The 19,495-nt window shown below is 72.2% G+C and carries 18 protein-coding genes; 7 read left to right on the top strand and 11 right to left on the bottom strand.

Annotation, left to right across the window (positions count from 1 at the left end; translation table 11 throughout):
* Positions 1-173: 173 nt before the first annotated feature.
* The 4 genes from ACH4F2_RS14395 (at position 174) to ACH4F2_RS14380 (ending at position 2,639) form a co-directional block, all read left to right on the top strand.
* On the top strand, positions 174-671 hold the full coding sequence (locus tag ACH4F2_RS14395; RefSeq protein ID WP_398133020.1) for a DUF2975 domain-containing protein: 498 nt from the start codon (positions 174-176) through the stop codon (positions 669-671).
* The gene (locus tag ACH4F2_RS14390; RefSeq protein ID WP_398133019.1) at positions 671-895 is read left to right on the top strand and encodes a helix-turn-helix domain-containing protein; all 225 of its coding nucleotides are present in this window, start codon (positions 671-673) and stop codon (positions 893-895) included. Before ACH4F2_RS14395 ends, ACH4F2_RS14390 begins: the two co-directional genes overlap by 1 nt.
* 102 nt (positions 896-997) lie before the next feature.
* The gene (locus ACH4F2_RS14385) at positions 998-1,300 is read left to right on the top strand and encodes a zinc-ribbon domain-containing protein (RefSeq protein WP_398133018.1); all 303 of its coding nucleotides are present in this window, start codon (positions 998-1,000) and stop codon (positions 1,298-1,300) included.
* 259 nt (positions 1,301-1,559) lie between these two features.
* A complete protein-coding gene (locus tag ACH4F2_RS14380; protein ID WP_398133017.1) occupies positions 1,560-2,639 on the top strand; it encodes a PucR family transcriptional regulator in 1,080 nt (359 codons plus the stop codon).
* A gap of 29 nt (positions 2,640-2,668) precedes the next feature.
* Here the strand turns inward: ACH4F2_RS14380 and ACH4F2_RS14375 are convergent, their stop codons facing one another.
* Positions 2,669-4,267 (bottom strand): flotillin family protein, encoded by a 1,599-nt coding sequence (locus ACH4F2_RS14375; protein ID WP_398133016.1) that lies wholly within the window; start codon positions 4,265-4,267, stop codon positions 2,669-2,671.
* Positions 4,268-4,330: 63 nt separating this feature from the next.
* The gene (locus tag ACH4F2_RS14370) at positions 4,331-4,840 is read right to left on the bottom strand and encodes a hypothetical protein (RefSeq protein WP_398133015.1); all 510 of its coding nucleotides are present in this window, start codon (positions 4,838-4,840) and stop codon (positions 4,331-4,333) included.
* A gap of 244 nt (positions 4,841-5,084) precedes the next feature.
* Here ACH4F2_RS14370 and ACH4F2_RS14365 point away from each other — a divergent pair, with 244 nt between their 5' ends.
* Positions 5,085-6,995, top strand: a complete 1,911-nt coding sequence (locus ACH4F2_RS14365; protein ID WP_398133094.1) for an NAD-binding protein — start codon at positions 5,085-5,087, stop codon at positions 6,993-6,995.
* Between the two features lie 189 nt (positions 6,996-7,184).
* Here the strand turns inward: ACH4F2_RS14365 and ACH4F2_RS14360 are convergent, their stop codons facing one another.
* Entirely contained in the window at positions 7,185-9,038 is a 1,854-nt protein-coding gene (locus tag ACH4F2_RS14360; RefSeq protein WP_398133014.1) for a S9 family peptidase, read from the bottom strand.
* 165 nt (positions 9,039-9,203) lie between these two features.
* Here ACH4F2_RS14360 and ACH4F2_RS14355 point away from each other — a divergent pair, with 165 nt between their 5' ends.
* Complete coding sequence (locus tag ACH4F2_RS14355; protein WP_398133013.1) at positions 9,204-10,031, top strand: SURF1 family protein; 828 nt, start codon at positions 9,204-9,206, stop codon at positions 10,029-10,031.
* 213 nt (positions 10,032-10,244) lie between these two features.
* Here ACH4F2_RS14355 and ACH4F2_RS14350 read toward each other — a convergent pair whose 3' ends face one another.
* The 7 genes from ACH4F2_RS14350 to ACH4F2_RS14320 form a co-directional block, all read right to left on the bottom strand.
* Positions 10,245-11,531, bottom strand: coding sequence for a hypothetical protein (locus ACH4F2_RS14350; protein ID WP_398133012.1), 1,287 nt, complete (start codon positions 11,529-11,531; stop codon positions 10,245-10,247).
* Positions 11,528-12,106, bottom strand: a complete 579-nt coding sequence (locus ACH4F2_RS14345; RefSeq protein ID WP_398133093.1) for a SigE family RNA polymerase sigma factor — start codon at positions 12,104-12,106, stop codon at positions 11,528-11,530. The genes ACH4F2_RS14350 and ACH4F2_RS14345 overlap by 4 nt, the downstream gene beginning before the upstream one ends.
* Before the next feature lie 527 nt (positions 12,107-12,633).
* Positions 12,634-13,710: an aspartate-semialdehyde dehydrogenase gene (locus ACH4F2_RS14340; protein WP_398133011.1), complete on the bottom strand. Its 1,077-nt coding sequence runs from the start codon at positions 13,708-13,710 to the stop codon at positions 12,634-12,636.
* Complete coding sequence (locus ACH4F2_RS14335) at positions 13,710-14,987, bottom strand: aspartate kinase (protein ID WP_398133010.1); 1,278 nt, start codon at positions 14,985-14,987, stop codon at positions 13,710-13,712. The genes ACH4F2_RS14340 and ACH4F2_RS14335 overlap by 1 nt, the downstream gene beginning before the upstream one ends.
* A 724-nt stretch (positions 14,988-15,711) precedes the next feature.
* On the bottom strand, positions 15,712-16,371 hold the full coding sequence (locus ACH4F2_RS14330) for a DUF5063 domain-containing protein (RefSeq protein WP_398133009.1): 660 nt from the start codon (positions 16,369-16,371) through the stop codon (positions 15,712-15,714).
* Positions 16,364-16,963: a recombination mediator RecR gene (gene recR / locus ACH4F2_RS14325; RefSeq protein WP_217144841.1), complete on the bottom strand. Its 600-nt coding sequence runs from the start codon at positions 16,961-16,963 to the stop codon at positions 16,364-16,366. The genes ACH4F2_RS14330 and recR overlap by 8 nt, the downstream gene beginning before the upstream one ends.
* A gap of 73 nt (positions 16,964-17,036) precedes the next feature.
* On the bottom strand, positions 17,037-17,381 hold the full coding sequence (locus ACH4F2_RS14320; protein WP_398133008.1) for a YbaB/EbfC family nucleoid-associated protein: 345 nt from the start codon (positions 17,379-17,381) through the stop codon (positions 17,037-17,039).
* Between the two features lie 267 nt (positions 17,382-17,648).
* Here ACH4F2_RS14320 and ACH4F2_RS14315 point away from each other — a divergent pair, with 267 nt between their 5' ends.
* Positions 17,649-18,401 (top strand): SLATT domain-containing protein, encoded by a 753-nt coding sequence (locus tag ACH4F2_RS14315; protein WP_398133007.1) that lies wholly within the window; start codon positions 17,649-17,651, stop codon positions 18,399-18,401.
* Between the two features lie 51 nt (positions 18,402-18,452).
* Here ACH4F2_RS14315 and ACH4F2_RS14310 read toward each other — a convergent pair whose 3' ends face one another.
* Complete coding sequence (locus tag ACH4F2_RS14310) at positions 18,453-19,391, bottom strand: hypothetical protein (RefSeq protein ID WP_398133006.1); 939 nt, start codon at positions 19,389-19,391, stop codon at positions 18,453-18,455.
* Between the last annotated feature and the right edge of the window lie 104 nt (positions 19,392-19,495).

The following is a 19,495-nucleotide window of genomic DNA, read 5'->3' as shown; positions in this document are numbered from 1 at the left end:
GACCGGCAGTTCGTGGGGCCGGGCGCCCGGCGTCGCCTTCTCCAGTCGGTGGGCCCTGTCCGGCACGGAACCCAGAAGCGACCGGATGCGACCTGTGGTCCCGCCCGCCCCCACTTTGCCGAGTCTATCGTTTTTCGATAGGTTTCCATCGTGATTCGATTGAAGGAGGGCCGATGGGACAGCTGACAGTGCTGGCACTGCGCGGCGTGGTCGGGGTGCTGCTCGCCGGCTCGGTGTTCATCCAGGCGGTGCTGGTCTGGCTGCTGGCAGCTGGACCGGGTGATCCCGACGCCGCCCTCGCGGCCGTACGCACGCCGGTGTTCCTGATCGTCGTGCTGGGCGCCGCGGCGGCCCAGGTCGTGCTGGTCTGCGTCTGGCGGCTGGTGACGATGGTGCGACGGGGCACCGTGTTCTCCCTCGGCGCCTTCCGGTACGTGCATGTCGTCATCGGTGCCTTCGTCGCGGCCGCGCTCCTGGTGTTCGCGCTCGGGGTCGTGCTGGCACCGGGCGAGGCCGTGGCGCCCGGCATCGTCCTCCTGCTGGGCGGGGTCGTCGTGGCGATCCTGGGCGTCGCGCTGGTCGTGCTCGTCCTGCGGATGCTGCTCGCGCAGGCCGTCGCGCGCGACATCGAGGCGGCACGGATGCGGGCCGAGCTGGCAGAGGTGATCTGATGCCGATCGTCGTCGACATCGACGTGATGCTGGCGAAGCGCAAGATGTCCGTGGGCGAGCTCGCCGAGCGGGTCGGCATCACCCCCGCCAACCTGGCGGTACTGAAGAACGGCCGCGCCAAGGCGGTGCGCTTCACGACGCTCGCCGCGCTCTGCGACGTACTCGAGTGCCAGCCGGGAGACCTGCTGCGCTGGGAGGCCGGGGCCTCGGACGCCGGGGAGTGACTTCGGCGGCGGGTGGCCTCCCGGCCCCGTCAGGGCGCAATCTGGGAGAAGATCTGCGTGCCCTGCGTGCCCGCGGGGGACCGACCCGGGAAGGACCGTCTCGTGATCATCTTCGGCACCAAGGGATACCTCTACCAGCTCGCGATACTGACGCTGGTGTGCGGCCAGTGCGGCAACCCCTCCGCGCACACCCTCCGCAAGCGCGTCACGAAGTTCACGCTGTTCTTCGTGCCGCTGTTCCCGTTCTCCACGAAGTACCTGACGCAGTGCACCTTCTGCGGCGCCGAGCAGCACGTGACGAAGGAGCAGGCGGAGCAGCTCCAGACGCAGGCCGTGAGCGGTCAGGCAGGCCAGGGCGGCCAGGCGTACGGGCAGTCGCAGCAGCAGCCGTACCAGCGGCCGTGAGGGCCGGGCACCGGCGCGCGGGAAGCCCGGCGCCGACGGCCGGGCGAGCGGGTGGCGCCCACGACGGCCGGGCGAGCGGGTGGGGCCCACGACGGCCGGGCGATTGGGTGGCGCCCACGACGGCCGGATGACCGTACGGCCCACCACTGAGGACGCCGCTGAACATGCCCTTGACACGTTGCCGGTTTCCGGCAGCCTTGACTACTCTCACGTTGCCGGACACCGCGCACGGGGCGTGAACGGCGGGGGGAGGCGCGGGGTGACGGACCAGCGGGCTGATCAGCGGGAGACGTATCTGACCGGGTACGCCGAGATCCTCGCGGAGGTCGCCGGCACGGGGCGCCGGCTCAACCGCGGCGAGCTGGAGGACCGGCGGCTCTCCGGTGAGCAGGCCGCGGAGGCGGGGCACAGTCTGCGCAGTCTCGTACGCCTGCACCTGGACGCCACGCGCACGTCCTGGCCCGGCGGTACGGCGGCCTCCGGTGCCGACGTCACGGACAGCGTCCTCGCCGCCGTCGCCCAGGCCGTCGACGCCTTCGCCGAGGGATACGAACGTGCCCAGCGTCTCGCCGTACGGCAGGAGGAGGCCGCGCGGCGGGAGTTCATCGACGACCTGCTCTACGGGCGCAGCGACCTGGGCCGGCTCGCCGAACGGGCCGAGCGCTTCGGGCTCGTCCTCTCCCGCGCCCACGCGGTCGCGGTGGCCGAGGGGCCCGAGGCGTACGACGACACCGCCCACGTCACCCGGCTCGTGGAGACGGCGCTCATCTCCCGCTTCGGCGAGCGGCGCATCCTGATCACCACCAAGAACGGGCAGCTGGTGTGCATCGCGCCCGGTGACCAGGACGACGTCCTCGCCTTCTTCGCCAAGCAGGCGTATGCCGCCACGGACGGCAGCCGGGTCGCCATCGGGCGCCCCCGGACCGGCGCGGGCGGCGTGGTGCACAGCTACGAGGAGGCGCTGAGCACCCTGGAACTCGCCGAGCGGCTGGAGCTCGGCGATCCCGTACTGCGCGCCGCCGACCTGCTCGTCTACCCGGTGCTGACCCGTGACCGGCAGGCCATGGCCGACCTCGTGACGAGCGTGCTGGGCCCGCTGCGCGGGGCGCGCGGCGGCGCCGAGCCGCTGCTGCGGACCCTGGAGGTGTACTTCGACGCCGGTTGCACCGCGGCCGAGGCGGCCCGACGGCTGACGCTCAGCGTGCGGGCCCTGACCTATCGGCTGGACCGCATCCACCAGCTGACCGGGGCCAACCCCGCCGACCCGGTGCACCGTTACACCCTGCAGACCGCGGTCATCGGGGCCCGGCTGCTGGGCTGGCCCGCCCAGGAGATCTGAGCGGGCCGGCCCCGACCGGTGGGCGGTCGTCAGCCGGTGATCTCCACCTTGCCGTTGCGCCGCGGGTCCGGCTCGTCCTGCTGCTCCGGCCGGTCCCCCGTCTTCGCGCCCCCCGTCTTCGCGCCCCCCGTCTTCGCGTCCCCCGTCTTCGCGTCCTGCCCGTCCTGCCCGGTGATGTTCTTCAGCAGGGCCGGCAGGTCGATGCCCGTGGTGGATCCCAGCAGCTCCATGCCCTGGGCCACGTTGTCGGCGACCGTGCGCGACAGCCGGCTCGCGCCGTCCGTCGAGATGACCGTCATCCTGTCCACGGCCGCGAGCGGCTCGGACGCCTTGGCCACCACCTGCGGCAGCACCTCGACCAGCATCTGCAGCACGGCCGCGTCGCCGTACTGCCCGAAGGCGTCGGCCTTCTGCCGCATCGCCTCGGCCTCGGCCGTGCCCCTGGCGCCGATCGCCGCGGCCTCCGCATCGCCCTCCAGCCGTACGGCCTCGGCGATCGCGGCACGCCGGGCACGCTCGGCCTCACCCTGCTTGAGGCCCTCGACGGCCTCCGCCTCGGCCAGCGCACCACGCCGCTGCTTCTCGCCCTCACCGGTGAGCCGGGCCCGCTCGGCCTCGGCCTGGGCGGCGGCGATCTCGGCCGCCCGCTCGGCCTCCGCCTGCTTCACCCGCGCCACCCGGCGGGCCTCCGACTCCTGCTCGGCCGCGTACCGCTGGGCGTCGGCGGGCTTGCGCACCTCGGTGTCCAGCTGGCGGTCCTTCAACGCGGCCTGCCGCTCGGCGACCTTCTCCTGCTCGGCGAGGATGTCCTGCTGCCGGGCCGCCTCGGCGAGAGGTCCCGCCGCGTTGGCGCGGGCCGACGCCTGGTCGGTCTCGGCCTTGATCTCGGCCTGCTTCAGGTAGAGGGTCCGCTGCGCGACCGCGATCTCCTCCTCGGCCTTCAGCCGCGCCTGCTCGGCGGCCCGCCGGGCCACGGCCTCGGCGATGTCGGCCTCCTGCCGGGCCCGCGCCGCCTCGGGACGGCCGAGGTCCTCCAGGTAGGAGCCCTCGGTGGTGATGTCCTGGATCTGGAAGGCGTCCAGCACCAGGCCCTGCCCGGACAGACTCGCCTCCGCCTCCTCGGCGACCTGCCCGGCGAACGCGGCCCGGTCCCGGATGACGTCCTCCACGGACATCCGGCCGACGATCGCGCGCAGCGCGCCGGACAGCACCTCCTGGGTGAAGCCGACGATGCCGTCCTGCTGCATCAGGAACCGCTGCGCCGCCGCGCGGATCGCGTCCTCCGTGCCGCCGACCTTGACGATCGCGACGCCTTCGAGGTTGGCCTTCACCCCGCGCAGCGTCACCGCGCCGCGCACGGCGACCGGGATGTGGCGCGAGGAGAGGTCGAGCGTGAACCGCTGCTGCACGAACGGCACGACGAACACACCGCCGCCGACCACGACCTTCTGGCCGCTGTTGTCGGTGAACACACGGCCCGTCTCCGGATCGGTGGACTTCTTCCCGCGCCGCCCCGTGACGATGAACGCCTCACTCGGACCGGCCACCTTGTAGCGGCTGACCACCACCAGTGCGAGCAGCACCAGGAGTACGACGACTCCCAGCACCGCGATGACGACAGGACTCATGGCAACGCCCCCGAATCACAGATCACAGAGCACGGAAAAGAAGCAAAGAAAGCAGGAGCCCGCTCAGCGGTCCACCGGGCGCACCACGACCGACGTGCCGGTCGGCACCGCCTCGACCCACACCTCGGCGCCCCGCGCCACCGGCTGCGCACTGCGCGCCGCGCACTTCAGCGGCTGGCCGGCGAGCCGGAGCAGCACCTCGCCGAAGCCGTCCGCGGGGATGGCGGTCACCACCTTGCCGGACGTACCGAGCAGGTCGTCCGCACGGGGCGTGACAGCCGTCCGGTCGCGCATCAGCGCTCGGCTGAAGCGGTACGTCAGCCAGCCGGCCCCGGCTCCGGCGACCGCGCCGGCCCCGGCGGCCCCCGCGGGACCGGTCCAGCCGGTGCCGAGGGCGATGGCCCCACCGAAGCCGGTCATCGCCACGAACCCGGCGACGACCGGCAGCGACAGCCACCCCTCCAGGAGGCCGTCCAGCGCCGTGTCGAACGCGCCTTCCAGCACTCCGTCGAAGACCAGCGACAGGGCGAGCAGCACGACCCCCGTGATACCCAGCCCGAGAAACCAGGCCATGCGTGCCGTCCCCCTCTCGCCCGTCGCTGAGCTCCGGTGAAACGAATCGTCACACGCGCCGGAGGAACGCGTCATTGCCGTGTTCCGGCAATCTTTACGCGTCTTTAATGCCGCCCTCCGCCTCTCCCCCGTCTCCTCGGCCGCTCCTGGAACCGCACCCGGCGCCGGTACTGTCCTCTTTCAAATGGGGACTCAAACGGGGAGCGTTCCGAACCAGGTTCCGCAGGGTGACGCGTACGCGCACATGGTGGTGTGCGGCGACGACGGGCTGGCCCACCGGCTGGCCGCCGAGCTGCGCGGCGTGTACCGCGAACAGGTCACCCTCGTCGTCCCGCCCTCCGGGAGCCGGGTGCGGCAGCCGGTGGTCGGGCGGGCACGCGCGGCCTCGGCGGCGCTGCGGGACATGGTCAGCGCGGCCGTCAACCGGTCGGGCAACGGCGGTAACGGTGGCTCCGGCAGCGGGGACTCGGGCAACGGCGAGCCGGACGGCGCCGGCCGTCAACTGGAGGCCGCCGAGCCGACCGACGACGTGCTCGCGGAGGCCGGCGTGGACCGGGCTGCCGCGCTGGCCCTCGTGTACGACGACGACGAGACCAACATCCGCGCCGCCCTGGCCGCCCGCCGCCTCAACCCCCGGCTCCGCCTGGTCCTGCGCCTGTACAACCGGCGGCTCGGCCGGCACATCGAGGAACTCCTCGACCAGAGCGCGGCGTTGGCGACGGGCGACGCACAGCACAGGGGACTCGACGGCGCCGGGACCTCCACGACCGTGCTGTCCGACGCCGACACGGCCGCACCCGCGCTGGCCGCGACCGCGCTCGTCGGCACCAGCAAGGTCGTCGAGACGGACGGGCTGCTGCTGCGCGCGGTGGAACGGCAGCCGCCCCGCCCCGGCGAGGTGGCCGATCCCGGGCTGTGCACCCTCGCGCTGCTCTCCGCGACGAGCAACGACCCGGCCGGCGCGGACGGTTCGGAGGGCAGCGGTGCGCAGGGGCCCCAGCTGCTGCCCGACGCGGCGGCGGTGGAGGCGGCCACCGGGCGCGGCACCGTCGCCCTGGAGCAGGTCTCGTACTCCGGTCCCCCACTGCCCGCCGCGCGCGCCGGTGTGCCACCGTTCGGCGAGCTGTTCTCGCGGCGGCTGCGGTGGTCGCTGGCGGGCCTGGGGGCCTGCGTGGTCGCCCTCGCGGTGGCGTTGATGGTGGTCACCGGGGACCATCCGCTGCACGCCACGTATGTGACCCTGCTCGATCTGTTCTCCATCAACGAGCCCGCCCACAACAAGGACTCCGGGCGTCAGGTGCTCCAACTGCTGTCCGGTTTCGTCGGGCTCCTCCTGCTGCCGGTGCTGCTGGCCGCCGTGCTCGAAGCCCTCGGGACCTTCCGCAGCGCCTCGACGGTGCGCAAGCCGCCGCGCGGTCTCGGCGGGCACGTCGTCCTGCTCGGTCTCGGCAAGATCGGCACGCGCGTGCTGACCCGGCTGCGGGAGATGGACATCCCCGTGGTGTGTGTCGAGGCCGACCCCGAGGCGCGGGGCATGGCGACCGCGCGGCGACTGCGGGTACCGGTGGTGCTCGGGGACGTCACCCAGGAGGGTGTCCTGGAGGCCGCGAAGATCCACCGCGCGCACTCCCTGCTCGCCCTGACCAGCGTGGACACGACCAACCTGGAAGCCGTGCTGTACGCCCGCTCCGTACGGTCCGGACTGCGGGTGGTACTGCGCCTGTACGACGACGACTTCGCGACCGCCGTGTACCGCACCCTGCGCGCCGCGCACCCGGACGCGCTCACCCGCAGCCGCAGTGTGACCCACCTGTCCGCGCCCGCGTTCGCCGGGGCGATGATGGGCCGCCAGATCCTCGGGGCGATCCCCGTCGAGCGGCGGGTGCTGCTGTTCGCGGCGGTGGAGGTGGCCGGGCATCCGCAGCTGGAGGGGAAGACGGTCGGGGAGGCGTTCCGGGCGGGGGCGTGGCGGGTGCTGGCGCTGGAGGTGTCCGGCGGGCGCGGGGCGGCGGACGCGGGGCTGGTGTGGGAGCTGCCCGACACGTATGTCCTGCGGAGCGAGGACCGGGTGGTGCTGGCGGCCACGCGGCGGGGGCTGGCCGAGCTGCTGGGGCGGCGGGCGAGGCAGGGACGGAGCGGTAGGGACTCACGGTAGGAGCCCCGCCCCCCTGCGCCCCCGCCAGGGGACTCCGGTCCCGCGATCCCACCACACGACACCGGCCCCCCGACACCGGTCCCACCACACGACACCGGCCCCGGCCCAGCGACCCCGGCCCATGCCCCTTCCACCGCCCGACGCGGTCGGTCATGAAGCCGCCCCCGCACCGACGCGGGCGGCGAGCGGCTAGCCGCGCGGCAAGTGCCTCTCCGCGAAGTCCAGTTCCAGCCGGACCTGCTTGATCCGCTCGTCCACCACCAGTGACCCGTGCCCCGCGTCGTACCGGTACACCTCGTGGACCGCGTTCCTCGACTCCAGGCGCTTGACGTAGTTCTCGACCTGGCGGATCGGGCAGCGCGGGTCGTTGACCCCCGCGGAGATGTAGACCGGGGCCTTCACCTGGTCGACGTAGGTCAGCGGGGAGGACGCCTCGAAGCGGTCGGGGACCTCTTCGGGGGTGCCGCCGAGGAGGGTGCGGTCGAGGGCCTTCAGGCCTTCCATCTCGTCGTGGTACGCGGTGACGTAGTCGGCGACGGGGACGGCGGCGATGCCCAGCGTCCACGCCTCGGGCTGGGTGCCGAGGCCGAGGAGGGTGAGGTAGCCGCCCCAGGAACCGCCGGTGAGGATCAGGCGGGCGGGGTCCGCGAGGCCGGAGGTGACCGCCCACTCGCGCACCGCCGCGATGTCCTCCAGCTCGATGAGACCCACCCGGTGCTTGAGGGCGTCGGTCCACGCCCTGCCGTACCCGGTGGAGCCGCGGTAGTTGACGCGTACCACCGCGTACCCGTGGTCGACCCAGGCGGCGGGGCCGGCGGCGAAGGCGTCGCTGTCGTGCCAGGTGGGGCCGCCGTGGATGTCGAAGACCGTCGGGAGCGGGCCGGTCGTGCCGGCCGGCTTCTGGACCAGGGCGTGGATGCGGCCGCCCGGCCCTTCCACCCAGACGTCCTCCACCGGTACCGAGCCGGGCGACTTCATGCCGGGCGGGTCCAGGACGACCCGGCCGGTCGTCGAGCGCACCGTCGACGGCTCGGCGGCCGAGGACCACAGGTACTCCACGCTGCCGTCCGGGCGGGCCGTCGCCCCGGAGACGGTGCCGGCCGGGGTCTCGATCTCCACCAGCTCGCGCTCGGCGAGGTCGTAGCGGAAGAGCTCGCTGCGGGCCTCGAAGCCGTGCACGATCAGCAGGCCGCTGCCGTCCGGGTACCACTCGGCGCTGACGTCACCGGGCAGTTCCAGGGCGAGGTCGGTCTGCTCGCCCGTCGCCACGTCCCACACCAGGGGCTCCCAGCGGCCCCGGCGCTGGTGGCCGATGAGCAGGCGGGTGTCACCGTCGACCGGCGCGAAGCCGAGCACCTCCAGGCCCAGCTCCTCCTCGCCGCCCTTGGTGTCGTCCAGCTCGGCGACCGTCGAGCCGTCGGGGCGCAGGACGCGCAGCGCCGAGTGCATGGCGTCGCCGTGCTCGGTGTGCTCGATCGCGATCAGCGTGCCGTCGTGGGAGAGGTCGCCGACGCCCGCGGACTCGCGGTGCCGGTAGATCTCCGCCGGGGGCCCGCCCGCGTACGAGAGGTGGATCGTCGTACCGTCCTCGTCGGTCGAGCGGCCGATCACCGCCGTGCGTCCGTCCCGGCCGAGGGCGAGGCCCGCCGGGTAGGAGGGGGCGAGGCCCGGGACGGCGAGCTCGTCCTCGCCGCCCGCGAAGGGCTGGCGGCGCCAGACGCCGAACTCGTCGCCGTCCTTGTCGTCGAACCACCAGATCCAGTCGCCGTCCGGCGGGAGCACGCCGTCCGTCGTGCCGTTGGGCCGGTTCGTGACCTGGCGCTGCTCGCCGGTCGACCGGTCCCAGGCGTACAGCTCGTACGTCCCCGTCGCGTTGGACACGAACAGGGAGCGGTCCGGTGCGTCCTCGGCCCAGTCGGGCAGCGACACCCGGGGCGCCCGGAACCGCTTCTCCCAGTCGGGCATACGCTCGGTGCTCCCGCCCTGCCGGCCGTCCTGTCCCCGCCGCTGGTCCGACGACACGGACCCGTTGCTCTCAGTCATGGCCCCCATACTGCCCCGCCCGGGTGACAACGCGCAGATCAGATCCCCAGCCTGTGGATAACTTCCCCCGTCGCGGCCTCACCGCGACCACTTCCAGCCCCGCCTCCGACGCTTTTCCACAGCCCCGCGGCCGGGTCGCGCGACCGCGCCCCGTACCGTGGGGGCGTGTACCGGTTTCTGCTGACGCCCCGATGGTGGGGGATCAACGTCTTCGTCGTCCTGGCCATCCCCTTCTGCATCTTCATGGGTTCGTGGCAGCTCGGCCGGTTCGAGGACCGGGTGCAGGACCACGAGACCACGACCACCGAGCAGGACCCGGCCCGCCGCGAGGCGGCCCGCCCGCTGGCGGAGATGCTGCCGGTGGACAAGGCGACGGTCGGCGAGCAGACCACCGTGAGCGGCCGGTACGACGACCAGCTGCTCGTCCCGGAGCGGAAGCTGGACGACCGGGAGGGCTACTACGTCCTCACGCTGCTGCGCACCGACGCCGGCGAGGCGCTGCCCGTCGTGCGCGGCTGGCTGCCCGGCGAACCCGACCCGGCGAAGGCCCCGGCCCCGCCCACCGGCGAGGTCACCGTCACCGGAGCGCTCCAGGCGGCCGAGTCACCCGGCAGCAACGGCGTCAGCGGCCGCTCCGGGTGGCCGGACGGGCAGACCGGCGCGATCAGCGCGGCGACGCTGCTGAACCTCGTGCCGTACGACGTGTACGACGCGTGGGTCACGCTCAACGAGGGCGACTCCGGGATGCGGGCCGTGCCCGTGAGCGCGCCGCAGGGCACGGGGCTGGACCTGAAGGCGTTCCAGAACCTCGGCTACACCGCCGAGTGGTTCGCCTTCGTCGGCTTCGTGATCTTCATGTGGTTCCGGCTGCTGCGCCGCGAGGTCGAACTCGCCCGCGACGCGGAACTCGGCCTGGCCCCGGAGGACGAGCCGGGACCTGATTCGAAGCCGGAGCCGGAGCGGGAGCCGCACCCCAGCCCGTCCGGCGTCTGACGCCGGACGCCGGACGCATCACCGGAACGCACCGCCGGAGCACCCCGGGACGCACCGCCGGAGGCGCTGCGGGGCGCACCTCGGGATGCACCCCCGAACGCACCCCGGGCGCACCGCCGGGCGCACCACCGAACGCACCCCCGGACGCGCCGCGGGGCGCAGGTCTGACGGTGGAGTACGGGCCGGACGGTGGGCGGCCGGTGGCCGGGCGCCCTACTCCGTCCCCGCCAGTACACCCGTCCAGTACACCGTCCCCGCGCAGGCGTTGGTCACCGTGGCCGTCGCCGAGCCCGAGCCGCCCTCCGGGGTGTACGTCACCGACACACTCCCCTCGGCCGGGCCGTCCTCGGTGACCAGCTGGGTCGTGGTGCCGGTGTCGTCGCCGCCCGTGGTGGTGCCGCTCGTGGCGGCCGTGGGTTCGGTGGGCGAGGGGTCGGCCGTGGGCCCGCCGGTGCCGCCCCCCGTGGTGCCGCCGGTGGTGGGACAGGTTTCCGAGGGCACCCACGCGAACTGCACCTCGTACGCGGAGCCGGACGGCAGTGACAGTGCGGCGGCCTCCAGGGACGGGTCGGGCAGTCCGGCCGCGGCGCCCCCCGCGGCGTGCCGTGCCGTGCCGATGCTGGTGGCGTCCGCCGCACCCTGCGGGGTGGCGACCACGCTGCCGGGGCCGACGACGGTACAGCCGTCCGCGGAGACGTTGGTGACGCGGAAGGAGCCGTAGACCACACCCGTGGAGTCGGGGGCTGCGCTGCTCGCGACGGCCGGGCCGAGCTGCTTCGCCGTGCAGGCGGGGAGGTCGGCGGCGGTACTGGCGGACGGGTCGGCGCCGGGGGCCGAGCCCGTCGCGGCACCGCTCTCCGGGTCCGTGGGCGTCTCCTCGGGGTCGTCCTTGTCCTTGCCCTCGGCCGTGCCCGCGGAGCCGGCGATGCCGCTCTGCCCGCCGGCCGGGTCCTTCCCCTGCGAGGAACCGCCCTGGGCCTGCGAGGCGTTGCCCGCGACGGACGGGTCGGCACCCGGTCCGGTGGCGTTCGAGACGTGCACGAGGGCGGGGACCGCCGTGCCGATGAAGAGGGCGGCGGCCGCCATACCGACGACGGCCTGGCGCTTGCGCGCCCGCCTGGCGGGCACCGCGCGGCGCAGGTGGTCCAGGGTGCCGTCGCTCGGCTCCACGTCCTGGACGGCCTGGTGCAGCATCCTGCGCAGGGCCAGCTCGTCGGAGTCGAGTCCCTTGGGCTCGTCAGTCCTGTCGAGACTGTCGAGCCTGTCAGGCCCCTGAGTGTCGGGGCCCTGTTCGGCGGGGCCGTTGTTCACAGTTCCGTTCCCAGCGTGCGTGTACTTCGACGGTTCTTGCCCGGCAGGTCCGGCGGGACCGGCGGATCCGGCCGACTCGTCCGGTGGCTCGGCAGGTCCGGTCGGCGCGGTCGGCGCGGTCGCCGGGTTCCCCTCCCGGGGCCCGTGCTCGTCGCGGGCGGCGCGCCGCTCGTCGTCGCCGTCGCTCATGCCGGTGCCTCCATGGCCACCCTGAGCGCCGCGATGCCACGCGATCCGTACGCCTTGACCGAGCCCAGGGATATGCCGAGCGTCTCGGCGACCTGCGCCTCGGTCATGTCGGCGAAGTAGCGCAGGACCAGCACCTCGCGCTGACGGCGCTGGAGCCCCTTCATCGCCTTGATCAGGGAGTCGCGCTCCAGCTGGTCGTAGGCGCCCTCCTCCGCGCTCGCCATGTCCGGCATGGGCTTGGAGAGCAGCTTGAGGCCGAGGATGCGGCGGCGCAGCGCGGAGCGCGAGAGGTTGACGACGGTCTGACGCAGATACGCCAGGGTCTTCTCCGGGTCACGGACGCGTTTGCGCGCCGAGTGGACGCGGATGAAGGCCTCTTGGACGACGTCCTCGCAGGAGGCGGTGTCGTCGAGGAGGAGCGCGGCGAGGCCGAGCAGTGACCGGTAGTGCGTCCGGTACGTCTCGGTGAGGTGGTCGACGGTGGTACCCGCCGCCACCGCGTCCCCGTCCGCGCCGTCGCGCTGGTTCGGAATGCGGGCCGGCCGCGCTGCGGGCATGGGCGCGATCACCGGCATGCCACCGGCCGGACCGGCCACACGGGGACGGACGGGCCGGACGGGCGGCCGCACAGCGGGGCCACGCGTCGCCGCGGGGAAATCGAGTACCTCTGCCACGCCAGTTGGACACGCACACCCCCGTGAGGGTTGTACGTGCCGGGCGTCACGTTCCCGCATCTGCCGGGCGGCCACCCGGCAGACGGTGCGTCATAGGCCCTCATCGTCCCGTTCTTCCCCTATGTCCCATGTGAACGAGCGTCCCCACGCCCGCCCTCGGCGTCCCCACGCCGACCATGCGCCCCCGCGCCCTGAATGGGTGACCGCATAGACGCTCCCCGCCCTTCGCACGGTTGCGAAGGGCGGGGAGGAAATCCTCTGATGCCACAGGTGCCGGGTACAAGTAGTCCGGACCGACTTCCGGATCACATCTCGTCCATGGATCCTACAAACGAAACCCACAGCGGCGGCCAGGACTTTTCCCGGCCTGCCCCTCCACCGGTCTTTCTCCCGGCCGGTCCGCCGGACGATCTGCCGGCCGCCCGTGGTCAGACGAACTCGGCCGCCACCAGCTCCGCGATCTGCGCGGTGTTCAGCGCGGCTCCCTTGCGCAGGTTGTCTCCGCAGACGAAGAGTTCGAGTGCCGTCGGGTCGTCGAGGGCCCGCCGTACCCGGCCGACCCAGGTCGGGTCGGTGCCGACCGCGTCGGCGGGGGTCGGGAACTCCCCCGCGGCCGGGTTGTCGAAGAGGACGACTCCGGGCGCGGTGGCCAGGATCTCCCGGGCCTTGCCGACCGTCACCTCGCCCTCGAAACGGGCGTGGACGGTCAGGGAGTGCGTGGTGACGACCGGCACCCGTACGCACGTCACGGCGACGGGAAGGTTCGGCAGCCCGAGGATCTTGCGGGACTCGTCCCGCACCTTCATCTCCTCCGAGGACCAGCCGTCGTCCTTCAGGGACCCGGCCCACGGTACGACGTTCAGCGCGACCGGCTCCGGGAACGGCCCGGTGTCGTCACCGACGGCCCGCCGCACGTCACCGGGGCCGGTCCCCAGCTCGGTGCCGGCCACCAGGGACAGCTGCCGGCGCAGCGTCTCCACACCGTCCCGCCCGGCGCCGCTCACCGCCTGGTACGAGGAGACGACCAGCTCGCGCAGTCCGAATTCGGCGTGCAGCGCGCCCAGCGCCACGATCATGGAGAGAGTCGTGCAGTTGGGGTTGGCGACGATCCCGCGCGGCCGCATCCGCACCGCGTGCGGATTGACCTCGGGCACGACGAGCGGCACGTCCGGGTCCATCCGGAACGCGCCGGAGTTGTCGACCACCACCGCGCCCTTGGCGGCGGCGACCGGCGCCCACTGGGCGGAGACCTCGTCGGGTACGTCGAACATGGCGACGTCGACCCCGTCGAAGGCCTCTTCGCTCAGCGCGACGACCTCGACCTCCTCCCCGCGCACGGCCAGCTTGCGGCCGGCCGAGCGAGGTGAGGCGATCAGGCGGATGTCGCCCCAGATGTCCGCGTGCTGGGACAGGATCTGGAGCATGACCGTGCCGACGGCGCCGGTCGCTCCGACGACGGCCAGGGTCGGCCGTCCGGTGCGCCCGGCGCCTTGGATGTCGGACATCAGCGCCCGGTGCCTCCGTAGACGACGGCCTCGTCGCTGTCGGAGTCCAGCCCGAAGGCGGTGTGCACGGCGCGCACGGCATCGTTCACGTCGTCCTTGCGGGTGACGACCGAGATGCGGATCTCGGAGGTCGAGATCAGCTCGATGTTCACGCCCGCGTCGGACAGCGCGGTGAAGAAGTCGGCGGTGACGCCCGGGTTGCTCTTCATGCCCGCGCCGACCAGGGAGATCTTGCCGATCTGGTCGTCGTAGCGCAGCGAGTCGAAGCCGATGCCGGAGCGGTTCTTCTCCAGCGCGTCGATGGCCTTGCGGCCCTCGGCCTTCGGCAGGGTGAAGGAGATGTCGGTGAGGCCCGTGGAGGCCGCGGACACGTTCTGCACGACCATGTCGATGTTGACCTGGGCGTCGGCGATCGCCCGGAAGATCGCTGCGGCCTCGCCCGGCTTGTCCGGGACACCGACGACGGTGACCTTGGCCTCGGAGGTGTCGTGCGCGACACCGGAGATCATGGCCTGCTCCACGTGCTTTTCCCCTCGCTTGATCGGCTCGCTGCTGACCCATGTGCCCTGCAGTCCGCTGAAGCTGGACCGGACGTGGATCGGGATGTTGTACCGGCGGGCGTACTCCACACAGCGGTGGAGGAGCACCTTGGAACCGGAGGCCGCGAGCTCCAGCATGTCCTCGAAGGAGATCCAGTCGATCTTCTTCGCCTTCGACACCACGCGCGGGTCGGCGGTGAACACGCCGTCGACGTCGGTGTAGATCTCACAGACGTCCGCGTCGAGCGCGGCGGCGAGGGCGACGGCCGTCGTGTCGGACCCGCCGCGCCCCAGCGTGGTGATGTCCTTGCTGTCCTGGCTGACGCCCTGGAAGCCGGCCACGATGGCGACGTTGCCCTCGTCCACCGAGGTGCGGATGCGGCCCGGCGTCACGTCGATGATCCGGGCTTTGTTGTGGACCGAGTCGGTGATGACTCCGGCCTGGCTGCCGGTGAACGACTGGGCCTCGTGGCCCAGGTTTTTGATCGCCATGGCCAGCAGCGCCATGGAGATACGCTCTCCGGCGGTCAGCAGCATGTCGAGTTCGCGCCCGGCAGGGATCGGGGATACCTGCTCGGCGAGATCGATCAGCTCGTCCGTCGTGTCGCCCATCGCGGAAACGACGGCGACCACCTGGTTGCCGTTCTTCTTCGCTTCCACGATCCGCTTGGCGACGCGCTTGATGCCCTCGGCATCGGCTACGGAGGAGCCTCCGTACTTCTGCACGACAAGGCCCACGTGCGCTCCTCGCTCAATCAGTCTCTTTCCGCACGTACGTATATGTACTGCGGTCGGCTCATTTTACCGAGCGTCCGGATTTCCCCCCTGCGGTATCGCATGGTGAGACTCCCGGGCCCGTCCAGGCAGGCTCATGCCCAGGAGGACGCGGGTCACTCGGGAAAGTGCCGTGTGTCACACGTTCACAAGCGGGGCGGGTCAGTCCGCGAGCTCTTCGAGGGGTTCGGTGTCGAGGGTGATGTTGACGGGGCTGGGAGCTTCACGGGGGAGCCGAAGACACTGTTCGCCTGCTGGCGGTACCGGCCGTCCTGGGGCTCCGTGAACACGGTGACCGTGCAGTCGTCTCGGTCGACGAAGTGCTGGCGCCCGGGGAGGTCACGGCGTACGACTGGCCGCGTGGAGTCCAGCGGTTGGGCGGGGGGCGAGGGTCACGGACCGTCACCTACGTCGGCGTTCCGGCGTTGACGGGCAACACCTGGCCGCTGCGCTGGTACAGCGGGCCGACCGCTACCGCGCCGTACGTGTGCGCGGCGGGACTCCTCGCGGCACTGGGGACCGGCGGGCTCTGAGCCACTGCCCCGCGCGGCACCCCGCCCAAAAAACGTGAACATCTCGCCACCATCGTCCTCGCAGCACTCATTTGAGCGCCCCGAGGACAAACCGCCCCCATCAGTTCACGCTTTTCAGCGCGGCACCCGCCCCCAGCCCGCCGGAACGGCCCGTGTCACCTGACCGGGCGCAGGCCCAGCGGGCCCGCGATCTCCTCGACCATGACCCTGCCCGCCTCGGTCTCCAGGGTCTCGTCGCCGAGGTCCTGGTCGGTGTCGAGGCCGTCCAGTTCCTCCAGGGGCTGGTTCAGGCGGACGTGGGCGACGACCGACTGGAGGGCGCGCAGGGTCGCGGAGGCCGTGGAACCCCAGTTGGAGAAGTAGGAGAACTGCCACCACCACAGGGCCTCCGTGGTGCGGCCCGCCTTGTAGTGGACCATGCCGTGGCGCAGGTCGGTGATGACGTCGGTGAGGTCGTCGGAGATCCGGGCCGGAACCCGCGCCTTGCTCGGCTCGTAGGGGTCGAAGACCTCGGAGTAGACGTCGATCGGTTCGAGGATGCGGGCGAGGTTCTCCCGCAGGTCGTCCACGTCCAGCTCGGGGCCCGGGTCGGGCTCGTAGCGCTCGTCCGGGACGATGTCCTCGTGGGCGCCGAGCCGGCCGCCGGCCAGCATGAGCTGGGAGACCTCCAGGAGGAGGAAGGGGACCGCCGAGTCCGGTTCGTCGCCCTTGGCGACCTCCGTGACGGCGACCAGGAAGCTCTCGATCTGGTCCGCGATCTGAACGGCGAAGTCGTCGGGGTTCTGGTTGGTCGCGTGCAGCGTGGCGTCAGACATCTAGGAGTCGTCTCCCCTCGAAGGCGCGGCCGAGGGTCACCTCGTCCGCGTATTCCAGGTCGCCGCCCACCGGGAGGCCGCTGGCCAGGCGGGTGACCTTGAGGCCCATGGGCTTGATCATGCGGGCGAGGTACGTGGCCGTGGCCTCGCCCTCCAGATTCGGGTCCGTGGCCAGGATCAGTTCCGTGACGGTGCCGTCCGCGAGACGGGCGAGCAGTTCACGGATACGGAGGTCGTCGGGGCCGACCCCGTCGATCGGGCTGATCGCGCCGCCGAGCACGTGGTAGCGCCCGCGGAACTCACGGGTGCGCTCGATGGCCACGACGTCCTTCGGTTCCTCCACCACACAGATCACCGCCGGGTCGCGACGCGGGTCGCGACAGATGTTGCACTGCTCCTCCTGCGCGACGTTCCCGCAGGTCGCGCAGAAGCGGACCTTGGCCTTCACTTCCATGAGGGCCTGGGCGAGCCGCCGTACGTCGGTCGGTTCCGCCTGAAGGATGTGGAAGGCGATCCGCTGCGCGCTCTTGGGACCGACGCCGGGCAGCCGCCCGAGTTCGTCGATGAGGTCCTGGACCACGCCTTCGTACAACGGACTGCCGTCCTTCCTGAGGTTCCTGCACTACGTACGGTAGAGGGCTTCGGCCGGTCTGAGAAAGGCGAACTCAGAAAGGCAGGCCGGGGATGCCGCTGCCGCCGCCCATGCCCTGGGCGAGCGGGCCCAGCTTCTGCTGCTGAAGAGCCTGCGCGTTCTCGTTGGCCGCCTGGACCGCGGCGACGACCAGGTCGGCGAGGGTCTCGGTGTCCTCCGGGTCCACCGCCTTCGGGTCGATCCGCAGGGCGCGCAGCTCGCCGGAACCGGTGACCGTCGCCTTCACCAGACCGCCGCCCGCCTGGCCGTCGACCTCGGTGCTCGCCAGTTCCTCCTGCGCCCGGGCGAGATCCTGCTGCATCTTCTGGGCCTGCTGAAGCAGCTGCTGCATGTTGGGCTGGCCACCACCGGGGATCACGTTCAGCTCCTGTCGCCGCTGTCGCCGCGGGGTCACCGCGGGTTTTTGCCGTTCGGCACGAGCCTACGTGGTCCGCGCGGCCCTCGCTCCAGCACTCTTTCGAGTGATGCCGAGGAGGAGGCCCGTATCTGATTAACGCCCCCTTCCGGGCGGAAAAGCGGCCGAACCCGGGTCCTCGCCACCCATTGGGCGGTAGGAAGGATTCCGCGCACGAGGCCTTCAGGGCGTCTTGGGTCTTCACGGACGGCGAGCAGTAGGGAGTGCCGGGTGGGTCAGCCGGGGATGCAGCCCGAGGGGCCGCCGCAGGACGGGCGAGGTGGTGAGGGGGCGGCCGGGCTGCGGCCGGGTGACCTGACCGGGAGGGTGTTTCCGCTCGGGGACTGGGCCCTGCCCGCGGAACGGCTGGACGAGCTGTACCGGTGGGTGGAGCGGGGCGCGCTGGACACGGCGGCCTGGTACCTGGCGGACCGGGTGTGGAAACGGCGGAGCGCCGTCGCGTTGCGGGGCGGGGCCGCGGCGGGGGCTCTCGCCGGGGCGGCGCTGCCGCTGCTGGACATGTCCGGCGCGGTGGGCAGGGTCGCGCCCTGGGGATATCTGGCGCTGCTGTTCGCCGTGGCCTGCGTGGCCGCGGACCGGTACTTCGGGGTCACGTCCGGATGGATGCGGGACGTGGCCACGGCGCAGGCGGTGCAGCGGCGGCTCCAGGTGCTCCAGTTCGACTGGGCGTCGGAGAGCGTGCGGGAGGTACTGGGCCCGGCGGACGGAACGGCGAGTGAGGCGGCCGAGCGGTGCCTGCTGGTGCTGCGGCGGTTCTCCGAGGACGTGACGGAACTGGTGCGGGCGGAGACGACGGACTGGATGGTGGACTTCCGGACCGGGGCCGTACCGCTGGGACCACAGGCGGGAGCCTCCGCGGAGGGACGCCCGGAGGCCGGGGCAGGAGGGCCGGGACGGTTCTCGGTGTCGTCGAACGGGCCCCGGCCGAACATGCCCCGGCAGCGGCCGCCGGAGCCTCGGTGACGGACGTCACGGCGAGAGCGGGAGCGGTCGCGCTCACTGGCTCCCCGACGGTCAGGCGCGCTGGCGAATGTCGGAGGACGTGTAGCCCCGGTGGAGCTGAAGCGCCTCGTCCGCCAGCGCCTGCGGGATGACCTTCTCGGTCACCAGGTTCCTCACCGCCTTGTCGATGGAGTCGCTGATGGGCGACAACTCGGGCATCGACTTGCCGTCCGCGATGATGCCCGGGTCGAAGTGCTGGTGGATGGAGGAGTTGTCGTTGGCGTGGCCCGCTCGCAGGTTCCTGCCGTTGTTGGAGGTGGCAGCGACGAGGTCCCGGAAGTTGCCGTTGCCCCCCGCGAAGGCGTCGAACGCGGTCATGATGCCCGCGACCTTGGCGGACGGGGCGCACGCGGTGGCGAACTTCTCCACCGCTGTCCTGATCTTCAACGCCTGCGGTCCGTTCTGGCCGGCGGAGGCCAGGGACTGGGCAGCCTTCTCGAGGATGTGCCCGACGTAGTAGTCCGAAAGCCGGTGGTTGCGTGAGATACCGATGGGATTGGGGCCCGGGGTAGTACCGGTGACCTTTCCGTTGTCCCAGTTGGTCTTGAGAGCGACGTCCCACGAGTTGTCACCCGCGAGGTCCTTGTTGCGCTGCTGCGCTCGCGGAGAGGACGGGCGGTCGGCGACTCCCTGATAGCTCAGCATCTCCTCGGTGGCCGCGTTGGAGATGTTCGGGCGCTTGTAGGACTTCATGTGCGGTCCCGGCGTCACCCGCTGCACGGGAAGTCCCGCGGAGGAACCGGACGCCTGCCCGTGGTGGCCGCAGCCGGGACCGTGGGCGTGCCGCTGCTGCCCGATCACACGGGAGGCCGCCGCGTTGCCGGCGCTGCGCTGCAGCATCCGCAGCGCATCGGGGGTGTGCGTGCCGGCGGTGGCGGTGGACGGGACGCGGTTTCCCGTGGCAGCGGCCTTCCGCTGTTCCTCTCCCGCCTTCTGGTCCCGTGCGTACATCTGCAAGCCTCCCTCGGTGGACCGTCCAGCCTCGAACGGCCGAAACCCACGGCGCAAGGTCCACAGGGGCACGGTTCGCCGCCCAGGGGGCAGCCCGACCGGTA

Source organism: Streptomyces sp. NPDC017890 (genome assembly GCF_044328675.1).
In the GTDB taxonomy this organism is placed as follows: Bacteria; Actinomycetota; Actinomycetes; order Streptomycetales; family Streptomycetaceae; genus Streptomyces.
Note: the sequence above shows the minus strand (reverse complement) of the source record. Positions and strands in the feature narration are given on the sequence as shown.